Raw genomic sequence first — 18129 nt, 5'->3', positions numbered from 1 at the left:
GTGCCTGCACGACGCCGATGCCACCGCAGGCCAGGATCGTGTCGAACATCGGACGCCAATGGCTCGTCGTCCTCACCGTCTGGGTCCGCGCGTATTCGAGCTTGTTGTCTTCGCTCTGCAGCGGCAACTGCTCGTTCGCGAAGATGCCCTTGACGCGGATGAAACGGGTGCTCCACCAGGTCGGCCTTCGTTGCGATCGGGCCGAAGCGGTCGAGACAGGCGGGGGCGGCCACGAGCACGCGGTCGACTGTGCCGAGCGGATGCGCGAGGAACCGATACTCGGTATTGGTTCGGCGGCACGCGCCAAAGGCGCATGAGATCACCGATACCGTGAGCGAAAATCCGGTTCATGCAATCGACGGGAGACGACGACATGACGCAACGGGACGAAGCAGCGCGCACGCGATGCGTCGCGTGGCAGGTCACGCAGACCTGGCACGCGGCGGAATGGTGCCGGCTCGTCGAGACGCGCGCGGGCATCGACCTGTCGGGCGCGGTGGCGGGCGCGATCGACGGCACGCCGTTTCGCGTCGACTATACGATCGCGTGCGGCGCCGACTGGCTGACGCGATCGGTGCACGTGACGGTCTGGCTCGGCGCAGCGCCGGCCCGGCGATTCGCAATCGAGCGCGACGCGGGGCGCTGGACGATCGACGGCGTCGACGCGCCGGCCCTTGCGGGCGCGACCGACATCGATCTCGGCTTCAGTCCGTCGACCAATACGCTGCCGATCCGGCGTCTCGGGCTGGCGGTCGGCGCGTCGGCCGTCATCCACACGGCCTGGCTGCGATTTCCCGCGTTCGAGATCGTGCGCGGCGAGCAGCGCTATACGCGCACGGCGGAGCACGTTTACCGCTACGAGAGCGGCACGTATGCGGCCGATATCGCGGTCGACGATGCGGGCCTCGTTACCGATTACGACGAGTGGCGGCGGACCGGCGCGACGTGTTCGCCCTGACGCGACGCAGCGTCAGCGCGCGTTGGCCACGGTCACCTTGCCGGGAATGAGCTTCAGTGCGCTGAACGCGTCGGCGATGTTCTGCTGATACGCGAGCGTCGCATCGGTGACGGGCTGCACGCCATAGCCGGTGCGCTTGAGCGCGACTTCGAGCGTCGGCGCGTCGAGGCCGACGAGCGGCGACAGTTGCGCGGCGACTTCCTGAACGTGGTCGCGTCCCCAGCGATCGACCGCGTCGACTTCGTCGAGCAGCGTGCGCAGCACCTGCGGCTGCGCGACGGCATACTTGCGCGCGGCGAGGTAGTACTGTGTGTTGCGCACGAGCCCGTCGCCGTTCGCGACCACGCGTGCGCCGAGCTGCCGTTCGGCGGCCGCCAGGTACGGATCCCAGATCACCCACGCGTCGACGCTGCGCTGCACGAACGCGGCGCGTGCGTCGGCGGGCGTCAGATAGATCGGCTGGATGTCGGCATACGTGAGGCCCGCGTGCTCCAGCGCCTTCACGAGCAGATAGTGGACGTTCGAACCCTTGTTGAACGCGACCTTCTTGCCGCGCAGCTGCGCGACGGTTCGGATCGGCGAATCGGGCAGCACGACGATCGCCTCGCCGTGCGGCGCGGGCGGTTCGTTGCCGAGATAGACGAAATCGACGCCCGCGGCCTGCGCGAAGATCGGCGGCGTCTCGCCGACCGTGCCGACGTCGATCGCGCCGGCGTTCAGCCCCTCGAGCAACTGCGGGCCGGCCGGGAACTCGAGCCATTGGACCGTCACGCCCTGGCTCGCGAGCCGCTTCTCGAGCGTGCCGCGCGCCTTGAGCACGACGAAGTTGCCATATTTCTGAAAACCGATGCGCAGCCGCTTGTCGCTGCCCTGCGCCAGTGCAGGCGTGCCCGCGAGCGGGCCGAGCGCGAGCCCGGCCAGTCCGGCGGCCGCGCCGTGCAGCCACTGGCGGCGTCGCGGATTTGCCGGGGTCGTTTCAAGATCTGCGTACGGTGTGTCGTTCATCGAGGCGTCCTGCTGACGGGTTCACGGAAGCGCGCTTGCGGCGCGACCGGCACAGGACGCAGCCGGATGCGTGCGCTGCGCGCGGCCGGCCGGCCCGCGCCGGATGCACGACGATACGGCCGCGCGAATCGGCGGCCAACCAATGAATCCGCATATGCAAATCAGCGGCCGGACGATACGTGAACGACGAGCCGGCAGGGCGTCGCCGCACTCAATCGGTGCCGAGCGGGCTTTCCTCGATCGAGTCGACGCGATCAGGGTAAAACGCGAGGTGCGCGCGAATCGATTCGACGGCCGGGTTCGGATGCTCGTACGTCCACACCGCGTTGGTCGCGCGTTCGCCGCCGACGGGAATCGAGTAATACGCGCAATCGCCCTTGTACGGGCAGTACGTCGCATGGTCGGTGCGTTGCAGCAGCGCCATGTCGGCGTCCTCGCGCGGAACGTACAGTACGACCGGATAGCTGGCCTCGCGCAGCGCCAGCGCGTGGCGCGTATCGGCGACGATCTTGCCGGCCACCTTGACCACGACGCGCGATGGATGCGGTTCGATCGTGATCGGGTGATCGGGGCCCGGAGACTTCACCGGACGAGAGGGCGTATCGTGGCTGATCGACATCGTGGGTCCTCCAGGAAGGGGAAGCGCGCCGACGGGCACGCCGTGCCGCAACGTGCGCGCGGGCGAATCCCCGCGCGCCGGTGCTGGCGTTGACCAACCGATACGATGCGCCAATTCCGGAGAGCCTGCAGGGGGCCGGAAGGCATTGCGCGAATGGCGTCGCTGCATGACGCACAACGGCGGCGCATGGCAGCCGGAATTCGCCGGCATGTCCTCGACGCTCGCGCGGACATCTTCATGCAGCGGCAGCGGGATGCATCCGCTGCGACAAGCAACGCGGAATTAATTGGTAAGCGATCGGCGGGCGGCGCGCGAAGATAGGCGGTCGTCATTTGCATGACAGTCCTTTGATCGCCACCATGAAGATGCCATTCGTCTCGTTCGCCGCGCATCGTCGGGACGGGGCCGTTCCAGCTGCGCGCGTACCAGAAGGACGCGACGATCCGTTACGACGCGAACCCCGACTACTGGAAGCCGGACGACGTGAAGCTCGCGCATCTCGTGTTCGCGATCACGCCCGATCCGGCCGTGCGGTTGCAGAAGCTCACCGCGGGCGAGTGCCAGGTGTCGGTGTTCCCGCGGCCGGCCGATCTCGAGACGGTGCGGCGTGATCCGAAGCTGACGCTGTTTTCGGGGACGGGCTTCAACGTCGGCTTCGTCGCGTACAACACGCAGCATCCGCCGCTCGATCGTGTCGACGTGCGGCGCGCGCTCGACATCGCGATCGACAAGACGGCGATCATCAAGACCGTATTCAACGGCGACGCGACGATGCGACGAACCCGATGCCGCCCGCGCAATGGTCGTACAACCCGCGCCTGAAGGACGCGCCGCGCGATCCGGCCGCAGCGAAGGCGCTGCTCGCGCAAGCAGGATTCCCGAACGGTTTCGACCTGACGCTGTGGGCGATGCCGGTGCAGCGCCCGTACAACCCGAACGCGCAGCTGATGGCGCAACTGATCCAGCAGGATTGGGCGAGGATCGGCGTGCGCGCGAAGATCGTCAGCTACGAGTGGGGCGAGTACAACCGCCGCGCGAAACGCGACGGGCAGCACGACGCGATCCTGTACGGCTGGTCGGGCGACAACGGCGACCCCGACAACTGGCTCGGCACGCTGCTCGGCTGCGACGCGGTGCACAGCAGCAACCTCGCGAAGTGGTGCAATGCGGATTTCGAGCGGCTCGTCGGTGCGGCACGCACGAACGCGGACGTCGCGAAACGCACGTCGCTTTACGAGCAGGCCCAGGTCGTGTTCAAGAATCAGGTGCCGTTCACGCCGATCGCGACATCGATCGTGTCGCTGCCGATCTCGAAGCGCGTGCACGGGGTGACGTTCTCGCCGCTCGGCGGGCACCGGTTCGACGGTGTCTGGCTGGATTGAGGAAGGGAAGCCGGCGCGCGTGCGCCGGCTGTCGCCGCGGAGGTCGGTTCCGTGCGATCGCGGCGTGCAATATTTTCCTGATCGTGCTGGCGTGCACGAAAAGAATGCCGGGCAACGCACGCGAGAGTTTGTTCTGAATTCGCAAATGCGGCGCGCGCTTCATTTCGAAAAACTGAATAAAAATCATCGAATTGCACGGCGGTAAAAATGACGCGTCCGGGTATTAACATTCTTACTTCGAGCCGTGACTAGTCTGCCGCTCCACAAGGAAAAAGCGGTAAATGACGTGCGCGTATTTCATCGCTGACGTGCTCCGCCCATAAATGCATTCCGACGCCAAATTATTTGAATTCATCCAAAAAATTGTCTATACCCTAGACGAATTGGCGTGATCCGCATCGTGTCAATGCGGCCTCGCGAAAGACGCGCGAATGTAGCGGCCAATGCCGTTGCCGTACACCGCACGTGCAGCGATCGAATGGATTGCGGGGAATGCGCACGGCCGATGCCGGGGCCGCCGCATGAGTCACGAATGGGGGAACGCCGTGCGCACCACCCCGTGTAACACCGCGTCATTACATTCAACGGTCGATCACCGACCCCGCCACACGGAGGTTGTCATGCTGCAATACGTCAAGACCTTGCTGCGCGATGAACGTGGTGTCAGCTCGCTCGAATACGCGGTTCTGGCCGGCATCGTCGTTGTCGCACTGGCGGCGGTCGGGGTGATTCTCAGCAGCACGTCCGGCGGCTTGCCGGCCGTGTTCACCGCGCTGATCAACAAGGTCACGGCGTTGATCTGATCTCCTGAACCCGCGCGCCGTCGGCGGACACACGGATCCGCAGCGGTACGACGTATCCAGCCGGGGCGCGCCGACGGACGGCTCTCCGATGCTCTTTCTCGTACAGTCGGCGGCGACGCTCGTGCTGGCGTTGCTCGCGACGCAGGACCTGCGCGAGCGGCGCTTGTCCAATGGCGCCGTGCTGGCGTTCGCGATGCTGTATCTGATCGCGGCGGCACTCGCGCGCGACGGGCTCGCGCAACTCGCCGGTCACGTGGCGACTGCCGCGGCGATGCTGTTGCTGTTTGCCGGCTTGCATCATGCGGGCTGGATCGGTGGCGGCGACGTGAAGCTGGCGGCGGCGGTGTTCCTGTGGACCGGCCCGACGCTCGCGTTCCCGGTGTTGACGATCGTCGCCGCGAGCGGCGCCCTGTACGGCGTCGCCGCGCTCGCGGCCGTCGCATGGCGGCGTCATACCGCGCCGGCACGTGCGATCGCGCCGCGCGGCGTGCCGTATGGCATCGCGCTCGCGCTCGGCGGCGCGCTGGCCGTCTGGGTGCCGTTTCCTCACGCCGTTTCGCTTACCTAGGCCGGGGGACGCGCGCCGCCATGCCCAAACCCCTGAGAATGGCCGTGCTGATCATCGCCGCCGCGATCGGCGCGTTCATCCTGCGCCAGCTGTATGTCGCCGCGTCCACGCCGTCGGCGCCCGGCGAAGCGGCCGAGGTGAGCGTGCGCGTCGCTGCGGCGGACCTGCCCGAAGGGCTGCTGTTGCGCGACAACGATCTCGCGTGGAAGCGCATGCCGCGCACGCAGGTGCCGGCCGGTGCGTTCGTCGAGTCGCAACCGGGCGCGGACCTGAAAGGCGCGCTGCTGCGCAACCGTGTCGACGCCGGTGCGCCGATCCGCGCGGACAACGTGATTGCGGCCGGCGCGCCGGATTTTCTCGCGGCCGCGCTGCAGCCCGGCATGCGCGCGATCTCGGTGCCGGTCGACGACGTGTCGGGCAATGCGGGGCTGATCCAGCCGGGCGACTTCGTCGACGTGGTGCTCACGCAGGAGATCGGCGGTTCCGCGACGACGCCCGGCACGTTCGAAGCGGAGACGGTCGTGCGGCGCGCGCGCGTGCTCGCGGTCGGCTCGGAATTCCAGCGTGCGAAGACGCCCGCGAGCGCGCCGGACGTGCCGGTCCGCGCGCGCACGGTCACGCTCGAGGTCGCACCGCGCACCGCCCAGGTCGTGCTGGTCGCGACGCGCCTCGGCTCGCTGTCGCTGGCGTTGCGCAGCTTTGCGACGAGCGATCGCCGCCAGGCGGCGGGCGGCGACGAACAGGAGCCCGATACGCCGCCGGTGTGGGCCGGCGACGTGTCGCGCGCGGCCCGCGACGCGGCGCGGGCACCGTCCGGGAGAACGGACGGCGGCGCGCGGCCGCCATCGCAGGGCAATACGGTCGTGATCTATCGCGGCTCGTCGGTCGACGACGGGTCGCGCGGCAGCGGCATCGGCACGCCGGGCTTGCCGCCGCTGCCGTCCGGTTGGCCGAGCATGCCAGCCACGCCAGGCATGCCGGTTGCGCCGGCTGCGCCTGCGGGCGGCAATGCCGCCGCGGACGCAACGGCGCACGCGCCGCGGGCGTCCGTGCCGCAGTGACGGGATGACGATTCGGGCTGGCCGCCCGGCGGCCGGCATTTGACGGGAAGACGCATGGTGCGCATGGTTCGTTGGATCGCTTTCTGGTGCCTGGCCTGCATCGTCGCGCCGGGCGTCGCGCTCGCGCAGCGCGCGCAGGCGGCGGACGTCGGCGCGGCGTTGTCGATTGCGACGGGCAAGGGCGAGATGCTGTCGCTGTCCGAACCCGCGACCGCGATGTTCGTCGCGGACCCGAGCATCGCGGACATCCAGGTGCCGTCGCCGCGCACCGTGTTCGTGTTCGGGAAGAAGGCCGGCACCACCACGCTGATCGCGCTCGGTGCGAACCATCGACCGATCCTGCGCCGCACGGTGATCGTGCAGGTCGACACCGCGTCGCTGCAGGCGGTGCTCGACAGCCGCTTTCCGCAATTGAAGCTGTCGGTGTCCGGCGCGCCGGGCTCGCTGATGGTGTCGGGCAAGGTGCCGAGCGCAGCCGACGCGGACGCCGTGATGCAGTCGCTCACGCCTTATCTCAACGACAAGGAAAAGATCGTCAACCGGCTCACGCTGTCGCGCCCGATCCAGGTGAACCTGCGCGTGCGCGTGACCGAGGTGAGCCGCAACGTCACGCAGCAGCTCGGCATCAACTGGAGCTCGCTCGGCGCGGCCGGCAACTTCGTCGGCGGACTGTTCAACGGGCGCACGCTGATCGATCCGACGACCAAGCTGTTCAACCTGTCGCCGACCGGCGCGTATTCGATACTCGGCGGTTTCCACGCGGGGCGCTGGTCGATCGACGTCGTGCTCGATGCGCTCGACCAGGAAGGGCTGATCACGATGCTGGCGGAGCCGAATCTCACCGCGATGTCCGGGCAGACCGCGAGCTTCCTCGCCGGCGGCGAAATTCCGATTCCGGTCGCGCAGGCCGGCACCACGACCGGCGCGATCACGGTCGAGTTCAAGCCGTTCGGCGTGTCGCTCGATTTCACGCCGACCGTGCTCGCCGACAACCGGATCAGCCTGAAGGTGCGGCCGGAGGTGAGCGAAATCGATACGAGCAACAGCGTGACGACGGGCGGCGTCACGGTGCCGGGACTCTCCGTGCGACGCGTCGACACGACGGTCGAGCTGTCGAGCGGGCAGAGCTTCGCGATCGGCGGGCTGCTGCAGAGCCAGACGGCGGATACCGTGTCGCAGATCCCGGGGCTCGGCCGGCTGCCGATCATCGGCCGGCTGTTTTCCTCGAAAAACTTCCAGGACAACAAGACCGAGGTCGTCGTGATCGTGACGCCGTACATCGTGCAGCCGACGGGCCCCGGCCAGCTCGAGCAGGCGCTCGACACCGTCGCGCGGCCGAGCAGCGATCTCGAGTTCGCGATCCAGCGCAATCTCGGGATCGACCTGCTGTCGGGCGACACGCCGCGCCTCGTCGGCGCCGCGGGCTTCGTGTACTGACCGGAGGAGCGCGCATGCGAATTCGAACCATCGTCTTCGTCCTGTTGCCGCCGGCGCTGGCGGGCTGCCTGTCGGCGCCGCCGCCGATCAACCTGCCCGATGCGCGCGCGATCGGCTTCGACGGCGTGCACGCGGTGCCGCCCGACTGCGCGAAGCTGATGCAGCCGTCGCATCTCGTCGATGCGGGGTTCGGGCGGCCCGGCGTGCCGTTCGGCTGCGCGACCTACACGAATCTCGCGACGATGCTCGCGCGCCCGGAGGACCTCGTCGCGCCCGTGCCGTACGGCGGCGCGGACGCGCAAGTCGCGGCCGATGCCGTGCGCCGCTACGTCGAGGATCGCGTGAAGCAGCCCGTACCCGACAAGACGTTGACGACGACCGGCTCGCCCGGCCATTGACCCACTCCCGATGCGAAGCGCGATGCCGCCCATGAACGTCCTCGACCGCCAGAACGCCAAACGCGCCGCCGCAGCCGGAGCGGCGGATCTCGTCGCGGTCGTGTCCGATGCCGGCAGCGAAGACGTGATCCGGCGCGTCGCACAGGATCTGTCGATCACGCGCGCCCATGTGCAGCCGGGCAACTGCGACGACGCGATCCGGCTGTTGCAGCAGCACGAGCGCTCACCGCGCCAGCTGATCGTCGACGTGTCGGATTCGGTGCTGCCGGTATCGGACCTGATGCGGCTCGCCGACGTGTGCGATCCGTCGGTGAGGGTCATCGCGATCGGCACGCAGAACGATGTCGGGCTGTTCCGCAACCTGCTCGGCATCGGCGTGCAGGACTACATCGTGAAGCCGCTGACCGTCGAGTTGATGCGGCGCGCGCTGACCGCGACGGAATCGGTCGTGCAGGCGCGCACCGGCAAGATCGTCTCCTTCGTCGGCGCGCGCGGCGGTGTGGGCGCGACCACGATCGCGGTGAGTCTGGCGCGCTGCCTGGCGGGCGAGAAGCGCCGCCGCGTCGCGTACGTCGACCTCAACCTGCATGGCGGCGGCGCGAACTCGATGCTCGGGCTGTCGAGCAACAACGGGCTGATCGAATTGCTGAACATGGACCAGCGTCCCGACGACGCGTTGTTCGACCGCATGTTCGTCACGAAGGGCGACCGCCTGCACGTGCTGTCGGCCGAACTGGCGTACGGCGAGGACGCGCCGCTGCGCGACAATGCGCTCGCGTTGCTCGTCGACATGCTGAAGGACCGCTTTCACTACGTGCTGTTCGACGCGGGTATCCGCGCCGGCAAGCTGTTCGAGGACGCGCTGGGGGTATCCGATCTCGTCTATATCGTCGCCGACCGCTCGGTGCACGCCGCGTACGAAGCCGCGCGGCTTGCGCGCTTCGTGAAGGAGCTGCCCGGCGATCGGCTGCTGTCGATGATGCTGAACAACCCGCTCGAACCGGTCAACGGGCGCGTCGCGCAGACCGACTTCGAGGACGCATTCGGCGGCGTGAGGCTGCGCGAGCTGCCGCACGAGCCGCAGCCGCTCGCAGTCGCCGAGAACCTCGGCGAACCGATCGAGCGCGCGAAACATCATGGCTTCCTGGACGAGATCCGGTTGCTTGCGAACGGCATCACCGGCGAATCGATGGCCGTCGCCGAGCCGTGGTACGCGCGCTTCGTCAAATGGAGAAAGGGATCGTGACGTTCGGTACCCGCAAGCAGTCGACGCCGGACCGTGCGCCGGCAGAAGCGCCCGCCGCGCCGCGCGACGGCGCGCCCGGATCGGACCCAAGCGCGAGCCCAGGCACGGGTCCGACCGCGAGCCCGGCGTCCGCATCCGCGCGCGCGCTCGCTGCGGCCGATACCCAGGAGGCGCTCATTCGCTCCGGCAAGTTCGATGCGATTCGCAACGCGGTGTTCTCGTCGATGAACATGTCGGCGGCGCTGATGAAGACGCGCGACGAAGTGCGTGCGGGCATCGAACAGGTGGCCGCGCACACCGTCGAGCGCGAACGTCTGAAGATCACGACGGGCGAGCAGGTGCTGATCGTCGACGCGATCCTGAACGACATGTTCGGTGTCGGGCCGATCGAACCGCTGCTCGCCGACGACACTGTCTCCGACATTCTCGTGAACGGCCCCGACCAGGTGTACGTCGAGCGCGCAGGCCGGCTCGAACTCACGCCGCTGAAGTTTCGCGACAACGCGCACGTGACGAGTGTCGCGCAGCGGATCGCGGCGGCGGTCGGGCGTCGCGTCGACGAAAGCAGCCCGATGGTCGACGCGCGTCTCGCCGACGGCAGCCGCGTGAACGTGGTCCTGCCGCCGATCGCGATGCGCGGCGCGTCGATCTCGATCCGCAAGTTCGCGAAGCGCGACATCACGCTCGCGCGCATGGCGCACCAGGGCAATATCTCGCACGGGATGCTGCAGGTGCTGAAGGTCGCGTGCGCGTGCCGGCTGAACATCGTGATATCGGGCGGTACCGGTTCGGGCAAGACGACGCTGCTCAACGCGCTTTCGCAACATATCGAGGAGCACGAACGGATCGTGACGATCGAGGACGCGGCCGAGCTGCAACTGCTGCAGCCGCACGTCGTCAGTCTCGAGACGCGGCCGGAGAATACGGAAGGGCTCGGCGGGATCTCGCAGCGCGACCTCGTGCGCAACGCACTGCGGATGCGGCCCGACCGCATCATCCTCGGCGAAATCCGCGGCGCGGAGGCGTTCGACGTGCTGCAGGCGATGAATACGGGACATGACGGCTCGATGACGACGATCCATGCGAACTCGCCGCGCGACGCGATCAGCCGGCTCGAAAGCATGGTCATGATGGCGAACGCGAACCTGCAACTGCTGTCGATCCGGCGCCAGATCGCGAGCGCCGTGCACCTGTTCGTGCAGGTCGAGCGGATGCGCGACGGCGTGCGCCGCGTGACCCGGATCACCGAGATCGTCGGGATGGAGGGCGAGGTGGTGATCACGCAGGATCTGTTCGCGTTCCGCCAGGGAGACGACACCACGCGGGACGTGGTGAAGGGCGTGTTCGAAGCGTCGTCGCTGCGGCCGGCGTTCGCGCCGCGCGCCGCGTACTACGGTGTCGAGGACGCGCTTTCCGAGGTATTCCGGCAATGAGGGGCGCGGATCTGTTCGCGATCGGCGCGTTCGTCGTGATCCTCGCGGCGGGCCTCGCGCTGTCCGCGTTGCTGGAGCGTGCGCGCCATACGCCGGAGCAGCGCATACGCGCGCGGATGCGGCACCTTGCGCCATCGCTGGCCGGCCGGGAGGCCGGTGCGGCCGCGGCGCCCGGCGTCGCGCTGTTCAACCTGCCGCGCCGGCAAAGCCGCGCGAGCGCGTGGCTGCAGCGTTATGTGACGCGCGTGCGTGCGGTCGGCGGCGAACGCGGGATGCGGATCGTCGTCGCCGGCACGCTCGCCGGAGCGATCGCCGCGATCGTGGTGGTGGAGCTCGTCGCGCTGCCGCGCGTAATTCATCCGCTGATCTACGTCGGGCTGCCGCTGGTGACGATGCGCGCCAGCTACCGCGCGCTGGTCGAGCGGTTCCGGCTGCGCTTTCTCGAAGCGTTCCCGGACGCGATCGATCTGATCGTGCGGGCGGTGCGCGCGGGCATTCCGGTCACGCAGGCGATCAGCACGGTCGGCGACAGCGCGGCGGAGCCGGTGCGCTCGACCTTCCGCACGATGGGCGACAGCCTGCGCGTCGGCGCGGATCTGAAGGACGTGCTGACGCTCGCGGCGGACCGGCTGATGATCGCGGACTTCTCGTTCTTCACTGTCTACCTGCTGCTGCAGCGCGAGACGGGCGGCAGTCTCGGCGAAACGCTCGACGAGTTGTCGAGCATCATCCGCACGCGCCGCGACATCCGCCTGAAGACGCGTGCGTTGACCGCCGAGGGGCGGATCACGACGAAGATCATTTCGGCGGTGCCGTTCGTGATGATCGGTGCGCTGTTTCTCGTGAATCGCGCGTATGTGATGCTCCTGTTCGACACGCATGCCGGACGCGTGATGCTGACGATCGCCGCGGTGCTGCTGACGATCGGACTGCTGACGATTCGCAAGATCTCGAAACTGGATACCGCGCGATGACGATGTCGATGCTGGCCGCCCGCGGCCTTGAACTTTTGTTGTTGCTCGCGTGCGTCGCGGCGGCGCTCGTGCCGCCCGGCGGCGGCACACGCCGGCGGATCGCGGAGCGTGTGCAGCAGGCGGCCGGGCAACGTTCGCTGTCGCTGGCGTCGGGGCGGCTGCAGCCGGGCGAGGTGCGTCAGGACCTGACGCGGCGGCTCGCGCAGCTCGGTGAGCGGCTGCCCGTGCTCGACCCGATGCAGCGCGTGAAGCTCGGGTTGCAATTGACGCGCGCGGGTTTTCGCGAGCGGCGTGCGGTGTCGTCGATGATCGGCATCAAGCTGAGTTGCGGCGTGCTGTTCGCCGGCATCGCGATCGTGTTCAGCCCGTACATTCCACGCTTCGGCGAATACCTCGTGATCCGGGCGCTGGCGATGGTCGCCGCGTTCGTGATCGGCGTGATTGTGCCCGAATACGTGCTCGGCGCGATGATCCGACGGCGCCGGCGCATCATCTCCGCGTGCTTTCCGGATGCGCTCGACCTGCTCGTGATCTGCACGATGGCCGGCAACAGCCTCGTATCGGGCGTGCGACGTGTCGCGCGCGAACTCGAGCGCATTTGCCCGCCGCTCGCCGACGAGCTGAAGGTGTGCGCGGACGAGCTGACGCTGAGCGGCAACGTAGCCGAAGCGCTCACGCACTTTGCGATACGCGTCGACTTCGCGTCGGCGCGATCGCTTGCCACGACGCTCACGCAATCGCAGCGATTCGGCACGCCGATCACGCAGGCGCTGCGGACGCTGTCGCGCAGCGAGCGGACCGAGCAAATCGTCGCGCTCGAGGAACAGGCCGCGAAGCTCGCGCCGAAGATCACGCTGCCGATGATGCTGTTCATCCTTCCGACGGTCGGCCTGATCGCGGCGGGCCCGGCGGCGATCCGCCTGCTCGAGGTGTTCAAATGACACGATCCGTCTTCCGTGCGTTCGCGTTCGCGGCCGTGTTGCCGGTGCTGGCCGGCGGCTGCGCGCCAGGCATCCAGACGCGGCCGGCGCTGTCGCACAAGAGCGACGACCCGCAGGCCGAATTGCGCATTGCCGATAGCGCGCTTGCCGGCGGCAACGTCGATCTCGCGTCGACGCTGTACGAGAAGGTGCTTGCCCGGCATCCCGATTCGCTCCCGGCGCGCCTGGGGCTCGGCGACGTCAACTACCGTGCCGGCGATCTGGAGCGCGCGCGGATTCTCTACGAGCAGGCACGGCAGCAGGCACCCGCCGAACTCGGGCCGCAGATCGGGCTTGCGCGGGTCGCGTTGCGGCAGCGTCGGCTCGACGAGGCCGCACGGCGCTACCGTGACCTGCTGGCCGCGCAGCCGAACCTTCCGCTCGCGGCGGAAGGGCTCGGCACGGTGCTCGATCTTCAGGGCCGCCACGCGGACGCGCAGGCCGTGTACCGGGATGCGCTGCGCGCGCATCCGGACGCGCAGGGGCTGCGCGTCGACCTCGGGCTCTCGCTCGTGCTGAGCAACCGGCCGCGCGAGGGTGTGAACGTGTTGCTCGATGTGGCCGGGCTGCCCGATGCGCCGTGGCAGGCGCGCCAGAATCTCGCGTTCGCGTATGGCGTGCTCGGCAACACCGATTCGGCGAAGAAGCTGCTGTCCGCGGATCTGCCCGCGTCGGCGGTGGCTGACAATCTGCGCGTGTACCAGACAGTGCGCGCGCGACTCGCGTCGCGCCCTGCGTCCGCCGCCGCACGCCCGTCGACGGGCGCCGCGCTCGAGCCGCGCGCGGTGGCGCACGCCGTGGAGGCCGGAAAATGACACGCGGGGCGATGGGCGCGCGCCGCGCGCGCGGCGTCGTATCGCTCGAATTCGTGCTGATGCTTCCGTTCCTGTTGATGGTGCTGATCGGCATCATCGACACGAGCCTGCTGCTATGCGACAAGGCCGTCATCACGAACGCGAGCCGCGAAGCCGCGCGTGCCGGCGTCGTGCTGCGTGTGCCGATGCTGACCACGGCACAGATCGCAAGCGTCGCATCGAGCTACACGCAGAACAGCTTGATCACCGGCGGCACCGCGACGACGCCGACGGTGACCGTGACGCAGGCGAACGGCACGACGTCGGGCACCGCGCTGACGGTGACGGTAACCTACACATATTCGGGGCTGGTGCTGGGTTCGGCATTCAGTGCGCTGACCGGCCCGGTGACGATCTCGGCCAGCTCGGTGATGCTCTATGAATGACGCAGCCGACACGCCGGGGATCGGCGCAGTGCGTGAGCGCGGTTCCGTCGCGCTGTTCTTCCTGATGTTCCTGATTCCGCTGCTCTCGTTCGGCGCGCTGGCGATCGACATCGCGTGGGTGGCCACGGTACGCAACCAGCTGCAGAACGCCGCCGACGCGGCCGCACTTGCGGCGGCCGACGCGATGATGTCGCCGAGCGGCGGCGCGCTGAACTGGTCGCGGGCCGCGCCGGCTGCGAACGGTGTGATCGCGCAGAACGCGGCGGCCGGCGCACCGCTGGCGACCGGCGCGGTGACGACCGGGTACTGGAACGTGACGCGCAGTCCCGCAACGATGCAGCCGACCACGATCACGCCCGGCTCGTACGACGTGCCGGCGGTGCAGGTCACGGTATCGCGCGCGCCGGGTGTGAACGGCGGCTCGATTCCGCTGCTGCTCGGCGGGCTGCTCGGCATTGCCGGCGCGTCCGGCAGCGCGACCGCGATCGCGGTGCTCGCCGCGCCGGGCGGGGTCGCGGCGGGTGGGCTCTTTCCGGTCGCGATCGACCAGTGCGTGTACAAGCAGTACTGGAACACGCTGACCAATCAGCCGCTGATCAATCCGCTGACGGGTTTGCCGTACGAGTTTGCGATCACGAACGGCCAGACTTATGGCTCGCTGTGCATGGGCGGCCAGTGGACGTCGTTCCAGTCGACCGCGAGCGACACGACGACGATGGGCGGCCTGATGGTGACCGGCAATCCGACGACACTCAATATTGGCGACAGCATTTATCTCGCGACTGGTGTGAAGGCGACGCTCTACACGTCGGTGCCGGTCGGCACGACGGTCGTGCTGCCGGTCGTTACGCAGACGGCAAGCAGCACCAACGTGCCGATCGTCGCGTTCGCGGCGTTCCACATCGATGTGTCGCTCGGCGGCTCATACAAGTACATCCAGGGGCACTTCGTCGCCGGCGTGAAAATGACCGGCGTCGCGACGGGCGTCGGGCCGTACTACGGTGTATACGTGCCGCCGCGGCTCGCGCTGTGAGCGTCGTGGCGCGTGCGGCGCAGCAGCACGAGCAGCGCGAAGAGCGTCACGGCCGGGCCGATCTGCGGCAGTTGCAGCCACGGGTTCAGGTATTCGGCGATCGGCAGCGCCCACATCAGCGCGATCGCGGTCTGTTCGCCGCGCAGCCAGCCGTCGCGCCAGCCGATCGACAGCATGCAGGCGATCGCGATGGCGAGCCATGTGAGTTCGTAGTGCCACAGGTACGGGTTGGCCACGAGCGTCGCGACCGTCAGCACGGTCGCGCGCACGCGGGTGTCGCGCGACTGCGTCCATGCGATGCAGGCGGCCGCGATCGTAATCGCGGCGATGCATGCATGTGCCGCATACGCGGCGCCGAGCGGCACGCCCGAGAGCCGGAACGCCGCGAACGGCGTCGGCGACGCGAGCCAGAACACGACACCGTGTTCGAGAACGATAGAGCGTGCGAGGCCCGCGCTGGCGACGAACTGGCGCCACGACTCGATGCCGCAGACCAGGACGCTCAGCGCGACGAACGTGCCGGTGGCGAGCGCAGCCCACGCGATCGTGCGCCATGCGCGTGTCGCCACCAGCACGAACGGGAACAGCAGCGCCATCTGCGGCTTGACGGACAGCAGTCCGATGCAAAGCCCCGCCAACATCGGCCGCCGCTCGGCCCAGTGGACGGCCAGCGCCGCGCACGATGCTGTCACGAACGTGTTTTGCCCGAGTGCCGCGGTGACGAACACGCACGGCGCGACGGGCAGCGCAACCATGCCGGCGCGCCATGCGCCGGGAATCATGCCGAGACGGGATACGCGCCACGCGGCGAGGCCGAGCACGGCGACGCCGAACGCGACGAACAGCGGATAACCGAGTGCGAAGCGCAGCAGCGCCAGCGGCGTCACGAGCAACAGATAAGTGGGCGGGTACAGCCACGGGGCGAAGGCGTCGCGACGAAGGTTGGGGAACAACTCGGCCGACAGCCGCGAGAATACCGAGAAATCGTATGCCTGCGAGGGCGAGCCGTGCAGCATGACGTACGACGCGGACCAGAACACCGAGAAGTCGGCGCCGACGCGTGAGAGGACGCCGCCGTGTGCATGACGCACGACGGATATCCAGATCGCGATGAACAGCGCGGACAGCGCCAGCATCAGCATGCTGTACAGGACGACGCGTCGCGGTGTGAGCCACGCGACGACCGGGCGCTCCGCCGAGCGCAGCGATTGCCGGGGAATGTCCAATTGCCGCTGCCCGGTTCTACTTGAACGACGCTTTGCGAGCGGCGGCGCCGGTTGCCGCCGGCAGCGCCGTCCGGCGACGTGCCGAGTTTGCACGCTTCATCGGGAACTGCAGTAGCTTCGATGCCGGCTGCCCGGCGGCATCGCGCTCGGCACGGTAGCGTCGCCTCACGAGATAGACGGGGCGCTGCTTGGACTCGTGATAGATCCGGCCGAGGTATTCGCCGATCACGCCGATGCCGATCAGCTGGATGCCGCCGACGAACAACACGACGGAAATCAGCGACGGGTAGCCATGCACCGGATTGCCGAACAGCAGCGTTCGCACCACGATGAAGGTGCCATACACGAGTGACAGCATCGCGAACGTGAGGCCGACGTAGGTCCATACGCGCAGCGGAACGGTGCTGAAGCTCGTGATGCCCTCGAGCGCGAAGTTCCAGCGGCGCCATCCGGAGAACTTCGAGCGGCCGCCACTGCGCGGCGCGCGCGTGTATTCGACGATCGCGGTGCGAAAGCCGACCCACGCGAACAGCCCCTTCATGAACCGCCGCCGCTCCGGCAGCGCGCGCAGCGCATCGACGACCTCGCGATCCATCAGGCGGAAATCGCCGACGTTTTCCGGCATTTCGACTTCGGACAGCGCATTGTGCACGCGATAGTAGAGCGTCGCCGCCGCGCGCTGCAGGTACGGATCGCACATCCGGTCGGTGCGTTTCGCGGCGACGACTTCGGCGCCGCCGCGCCAGTGTTCGATCATCGCGGGAATCAGCGCGGGAGGGTCCTGCAGGTCGGCGTCGATCAGGATCACCGCGGCGCCGGCGGCCTCGTCGAGGCCCGCGGTGAGCGCCGCTTCCTTGCCGAAGCGGCGCGTGAGATCCACGACGTGCACGCGCGGGTCGCGGCCGGCGACCGTGACCAGCCGGTCGAGCGTGCGATCGCGGCTGCCGTCGTTGATGCAGACGATCTCGAAGCGGACCCCGGCGATCGACTCGAGAACGGGCAGCGTTTCTGCAAAGAATGCGTCGATCGTTTCCTCTTCGTCGTGAAACGGCACGACGAGCGATATCAGCGGCTTCCTGGCGTGCGTGGACATGCTGCGGTCCCCCGAGAGATCCGGCCTGCGCTGCACCGTATGATTCCGGTTGTCTGTGCCGAACGCGCGCGGCCCGGTTCGGCGTGAAGTCGGTTCCGGCCTGCTCGTCCACTGCGTAGCGGACGACGGGCGTTGCGTTCATTGTAGGCAGGAATCGCCGATTCGTAACACGTATCGGTTGAGTTGCGCGCCGGACTGGTTCACCGGGGAAGACATCGGACGGCGGTTGTCCGCGAATCGCACGCGGTGGCGCTAGGATGACGTTTTCGAGACCGCTGGAGGGCGCGATGCAGGTTCAGGACCTGGCCGGTGCGCCGCTCGATTTCTGGGTGGCGATGGCGGAAGACCTCGGCGCGCCGCGCGTCGACGCCGCGGGGTGCACGATCATTCGCAAACCGGGTGGCATGCCGGTGCCGTATGCGCCGTCGTCGTCGTGGGCGGACGGCGGCCCGCTGGTCGAGCGCTTGCCGTTCGGCGCGTTCGAGCGCGACGGCGGGCACGGCGCGTGGCGCGCGGTGCTGCATCGGGCCGTGCCGGCGGCGGGCGAGCGCTGCACGTTCAACCAGTCGGGGCCGACGCTGCTGGTCGCCGCGATGCGCACGCTGGTCGCGTCGACGTTCGGCGACGACGTGCCGGATCTCGACATGTCAAAGCCGCGTTGAGCGCGCGTGAA

The 18129-nt window shown here is 68.3% G+C and carries 19 protein-coding genes and 1 pseudogene; 16 read left to right on the top strand and 4 right to left on the bottom strand.

Annotated features, from left to right (window positions below; genetic code table 11):
- The first annotated feature begins 38 nt into the window (after positions 1 to 38).
- On the top strand, positions 39 to 317 hold the full coding sequence (locus WS66_RS34330; protein ID WP_236872880.1) for a hypothetical protein: 279 nt from the start codon (positions 39 to 41) through the stop codon (positions 315 to 317).
- Positions 318 to 373: 56 nt separating this feature from the next.
- Positions 374 to 958, top strand: coding sequence for a putative glycolipid-binding domain-containing protein (locus WS66_RS08395; protein WP_059598754.1), 585 nt, complete (start codon positions 374 to 376; stop codon positions 956 to 958).
- Between the two features lie 12 nt (positions 959 to 970).
- On the opposite strand, the gene WS66_RS08390 is transcribed toward WS66_RS08395, so the two are convergent.
- Together WS66_RS08390 and WS66_RS08385 are read right to left on the bottom strand one after the other, a co-directional pair.
- Positions 971 to 1963 carry a sulfonate ABC transporter substrate-binding protein gene (locus tag WS66_RS08390; RefSeq protein WP_059598755.1) on the bottom strand — a complete coding sequence of 331 codons (993 nt, stop codon included), beginning with the start codon at positions 1961 to 1963 and terminating at the stop codon, positions 971 to 973.
- 211 nt (positions 1964 to 2174) lie between these two features.
- Entirely contained in the window at positions 2175 to 2582 is a 408-nt protein-coding gene (locus WS66_RS08385; protein WP_059598756.1) for a DUF427 domain-containing protein, read from the bottom strand.
- A 393-nt stretch (positions 2583 to 2975) separates the two neighbouring features.
- On the opposite strand from WS66_RS08385, the pseudogene WS66_RS08380 reads away from it, so the two are divergent.
- The 13 genes and pseudogenes from WS66_RS08380 to WS66_RS08320 form a co-directional block, all read left to right on the top strand.
- Positions 2976 to 3964, top strand: a pseudogene (locus WS66_RS08380) (ABC transporter substrate-binding protein); the annotation flags it as partial.
- Between the two features lie 620 nt (positions 3965 to 4584).
- A complete protein-coding gene (locus WS66_RS08375) occupies positions 4585 to 4767 on the top strand; it encodes a Flp family type IVb pilin (RefSeq protein ID WP_044843866.1) in 183 nt (60 codons plus the stop codon).
- Positions 4768 to 4855: 88 nt separating this feature from the next.
- Positions 4856 to 5335, top strand: a complete 480-nt coding sequence (locus WS66_RS08370) for an A24 family peptidase (protein WP_059598759.1) — start codon at positions 4856 to 4858, stop codon at positions 5333 to 5335.
- Positions 5336 to 5355: 20 nt separating this feature from the next.
- Entirely contained in the window at positions 5356 to 6396 is a 1041-nt protein-coding gene (cpaB, locus tag WS66_RS08365) for a Flp pilus assembly protein CpaB (protein WP_059598760.1), read from the top strand.
- Between the two features lie 54 nt (positions 6397 to 6450).
- Positions 6451 to 7833 (top strand): type II and III secretion system protein family protein, encoded by a 1383-nt coding sequence (locus tag WS66_RS08360; RefSeq protein WP_059598761.1) that lies wholly within the window; start codon positions 6451 to 6453, stop codon positions 7831 to 7833.
- 14 nt (positions 7834 to 7847) lie between these two features.
- Complete coding sequence (locus WS66_RS08355; RefSeq protein ID WP_059598762.1) at positions 7848 to 8231, top strand: CpaD family pilus assembly lipoprotein; 384 nt, start codon at positions 7848 to 7850, stop codon at positions 8229 to 8231.
- Between the two features lie 22 nt (positions 8232 to 8253).
- Positions 8254 to 9477, top strand: a complete 1224-nt coding sequence (locus WS66_RS08350; RefSeq protein WP_059598817.1) for an AAA family ATPase — start codon at positions 8254 to 8256, stop codon at positions 9475 to 9477.
- Positions 9474 to 10910 (top strand): CpaF family protein, encoded by a 1437-nt coding sequence (locus tag WS66_RS08345; RefSeq protein WP_059598816.1) that lies wholly within the window; start codon positions 9474 to 9476, stop codon positions 10908 to 10910. The genes WS66_RS08350 and WS66_RS08345 overlap by 4 nt, the downstream gene beginning before the upstream one ends.
- Positions 10907 to 11884, top strand: a complete 978-nt coding sequence (locus WS66_RS08340) for a type II secretion system F family protein (protein ID WP_059598763.1) — start codon at positions 10907 to 10909, stop codon at positions 11882 to 11884. The genes WS66_RS08345 and WS66_RS08340 overlap by 4 nt, the downstream gene beginning before the upstream one ends.
- Positions 11881 to 12825, top strand: coding sequence for a type II secretion system F family protein (locus tag WS66_RS08335; RefSeq protein WP_059598764.1), 945 nt, complete (start codon positions 11881 to 11883; stop codon positions 12823 to 12825). The genes WS66_RS08340 and WS66_RS08335 overlap by 4 nt, the downstream gene beginning before the upstream one ends.
- Entirely contained in the window at positions 12822 to 13679 is an 858-nt protein-coding gene (locus WS66_RS08330) for a tetratricopeptide repeat protein (RefSeq protein ID WP_059598765.1), read from the top strand. The genes WS66_RS08335 and WS66_RS08330 overlap by 4 nt, the downstream gene beginning before the upstream one ends.
- Positions 13676 to 14104: a TadE/TadG family type IV pilus assembly protein gene (locus WS66_RS08325; RefSeq protein ID WP_059598766.1), complete on the top strand. Its 429-nt coding sequence runs from the start codon at positions 13676 to 13678 to the stop codon at positions 14102 to 14104. Before WS66_RS08330 ends, WS66_RS08325 begins: the two co-directional genes overlap by 4 nt.
- Positions 14097 to 15137, top strand: a complete 1041-nt coding sequence (locus WS66_RS08320; protein WP_059598767.1) for a TadG family pilus assembly protein — start codon at positions 14097 to 14099, stop codon at positions 15135 to 15137. Before WS66_RS08325 ends, WS66_RS08320 begins: the two co-directional genes overlap by 8 nt.
- On the opposite strand, the gene WS66_RS08315 is transcribed toward WS66_RS08320, so the two are convergent.
- Complete coding sequence (locus WS66_RS08315; RefSeq protein WP_059598768.1) at positions 15101 to 16363, bottom strand: glycosyltransferase family 87 protein; 1263 nt, start codon at positions 16361 to 16363, stop codon at positions 15101 to 15103. The genes WS66_RS08320 and WS66_RS08315 overlap by 37 nt on opposite strands.
- Before the next feature lie 16 nt (positions 16364 to 16379).
- Positions 16380 to 17456, bottom strand: coding sequence for a glycosyltransferase family 2 protein (locus WS66_RS08310; RefSeq protein WP_059598769.1), 1077 nt, complete (start codon positions 17454 to 17456; stop codon positions 16380 to 16382).
- A gap of 287 nt (positions 17457 to 17743) precedes the next feature.
- Here WS66_RS08310 and WS66_RS08305 point away from each other — a divergent pair, with 287 nt between their 5' ends.
- Positions 17744 to 18118 (top strand): phage protein NinX family protein, encoded by a 375-nt coding sequence (locus WS66_RS08305; RefSeq protein ID WP_059598818.1) that lies wholly within the window; start codon positions 17744 to 17746, stop codon positions 18116 to 18118.
- Positions 18119 to 18129 lie beyond the last annotated feature (11 nt).

The organism is Burkholderia sp. LA-2-3-30-S1-D2 (genome assembly GCF_001523915.2).
In the GTDB taxonomy this organism is placed as follows: Bacteria; Pseudomonadota; Gammaproteobacteria; order Burkholderiales; family Burkholderiaceae; genus Burkholderia; species Burkholderia diffusa.
This window is presented reverse-complemented; position numbering and strand designations above follow the sequence as displayed.

Bases quoted from the DNA above. Each gene is read 5' to 3' on its own strand.
- WS66_RS08395 (WP_059598754.1), top strand. From the start codon at position 374: ATGACGCAACGGGACGAAGCAGCGCGCACGCGATGCGTCGCGTGGCAG.
- WS66_RS08390 (WP_059598755.1), bottom strand. From the start codon at position 1,963: ATGAACGACACACCGTACGCAGATCTTGAAACGACCCCGGCAAATCCG.
- WS66_RS08385 (WP_059598756.1), bottom strand. From the start codon at position 2,582: ATGTCGATCAGCCACGATACGCCCTCTCGTCCGGTGAAGTCTCCGGGC.
- WS66_RS08375 (WP_044843866.1), top strand. From the start codon at position 4,585: ATGCTGCAATACGTCAAGACCTTGCTGCGCGATGAACGTGGTGTCAGC.
- WS66_RS08370 (WP_059598759.1), top strand. From the start codon at position 4,856: ATGCTCTTTCTCGTACAGTCGGCGGCGACGCTCGTGCTGGCGTTGCTC.
- cpaB (WP_059598760.1), top strand. From the start codon at position 5,356: ATGCCCAAACCCCTGAGAATGGCCGTGCTGATCATCGCCGCCGCGATC.
- WS66_RS08360 (WP_059598761.1), top strand. From the start codon at position 6,451: ATGGTGCGCATGGTTCGTTGGATCGCTTTCTGGTGCCTGGCCTGCATC.
- WS66_RS08355 (WP_059598762.1), top strand. From the start codon at position 7,848: ATGCGAATTCGAACCATCGTCTTCGTCCTGTTGCCGCCGGCGCTGGCG.
- WS66_RS08350 (WP_059598817.1), top strand. From the start codon at position 8,254: ATGCCGCCCATGAACGTCCTCGACCGCCAGAACGCCAAACGCGCCGCC.
- WS66_RS08340 (WP_059598763.1), top strand. From the start codon at position 10,907: ATGAGGGGCGCGGATCTGTTCGCGATCGGCGCGTTCGTCGTGATCCTC.
- WS66_RS08335 (WP_059598764.1), top strand. From the start codon at position 11,881: ATGACGATGTCGATGCTGGCCGCCCGCGGCCTTGAACTTTTGTTGTTG.
- WS66_RS08330 (WP_059598765.1), top strand. From the start codon at position 12,822: ATGACACGATCCGTCTTCCGTGCGTTCGCGTTCGCGGCCGTGTTGCCG.
- WS66_RS08325 (WP_059598766.1), top strand. From the start codon at position 13,676: ATGACACGCGGGGCGATGGGCGCGCGCCGCGCGCGCGGCGTCGTATCG.
- WS66_RS08320 (WP_059598767.1), top strand. From the start codon at position 14,097: ATGAATGACGCAGCCGACACGCCGGGGATCGGCGCAGTGCGTGAGCGC.
- WS66_RS08310 (WP_059598769.1), bottom strand. From the start codon at position 17,456: ATGTCCACGCACGCCAGGAAGCCGCTGATATCGCTCGTCGTGCCGTTT.
- WS66_RS08305 (WP_059598818.1), top strand. From the start codon at position 17,744: ATGCAGGTTCAGGACCTGGCCGGTGCGCCGCTCGATTTCTGGGTGGCG.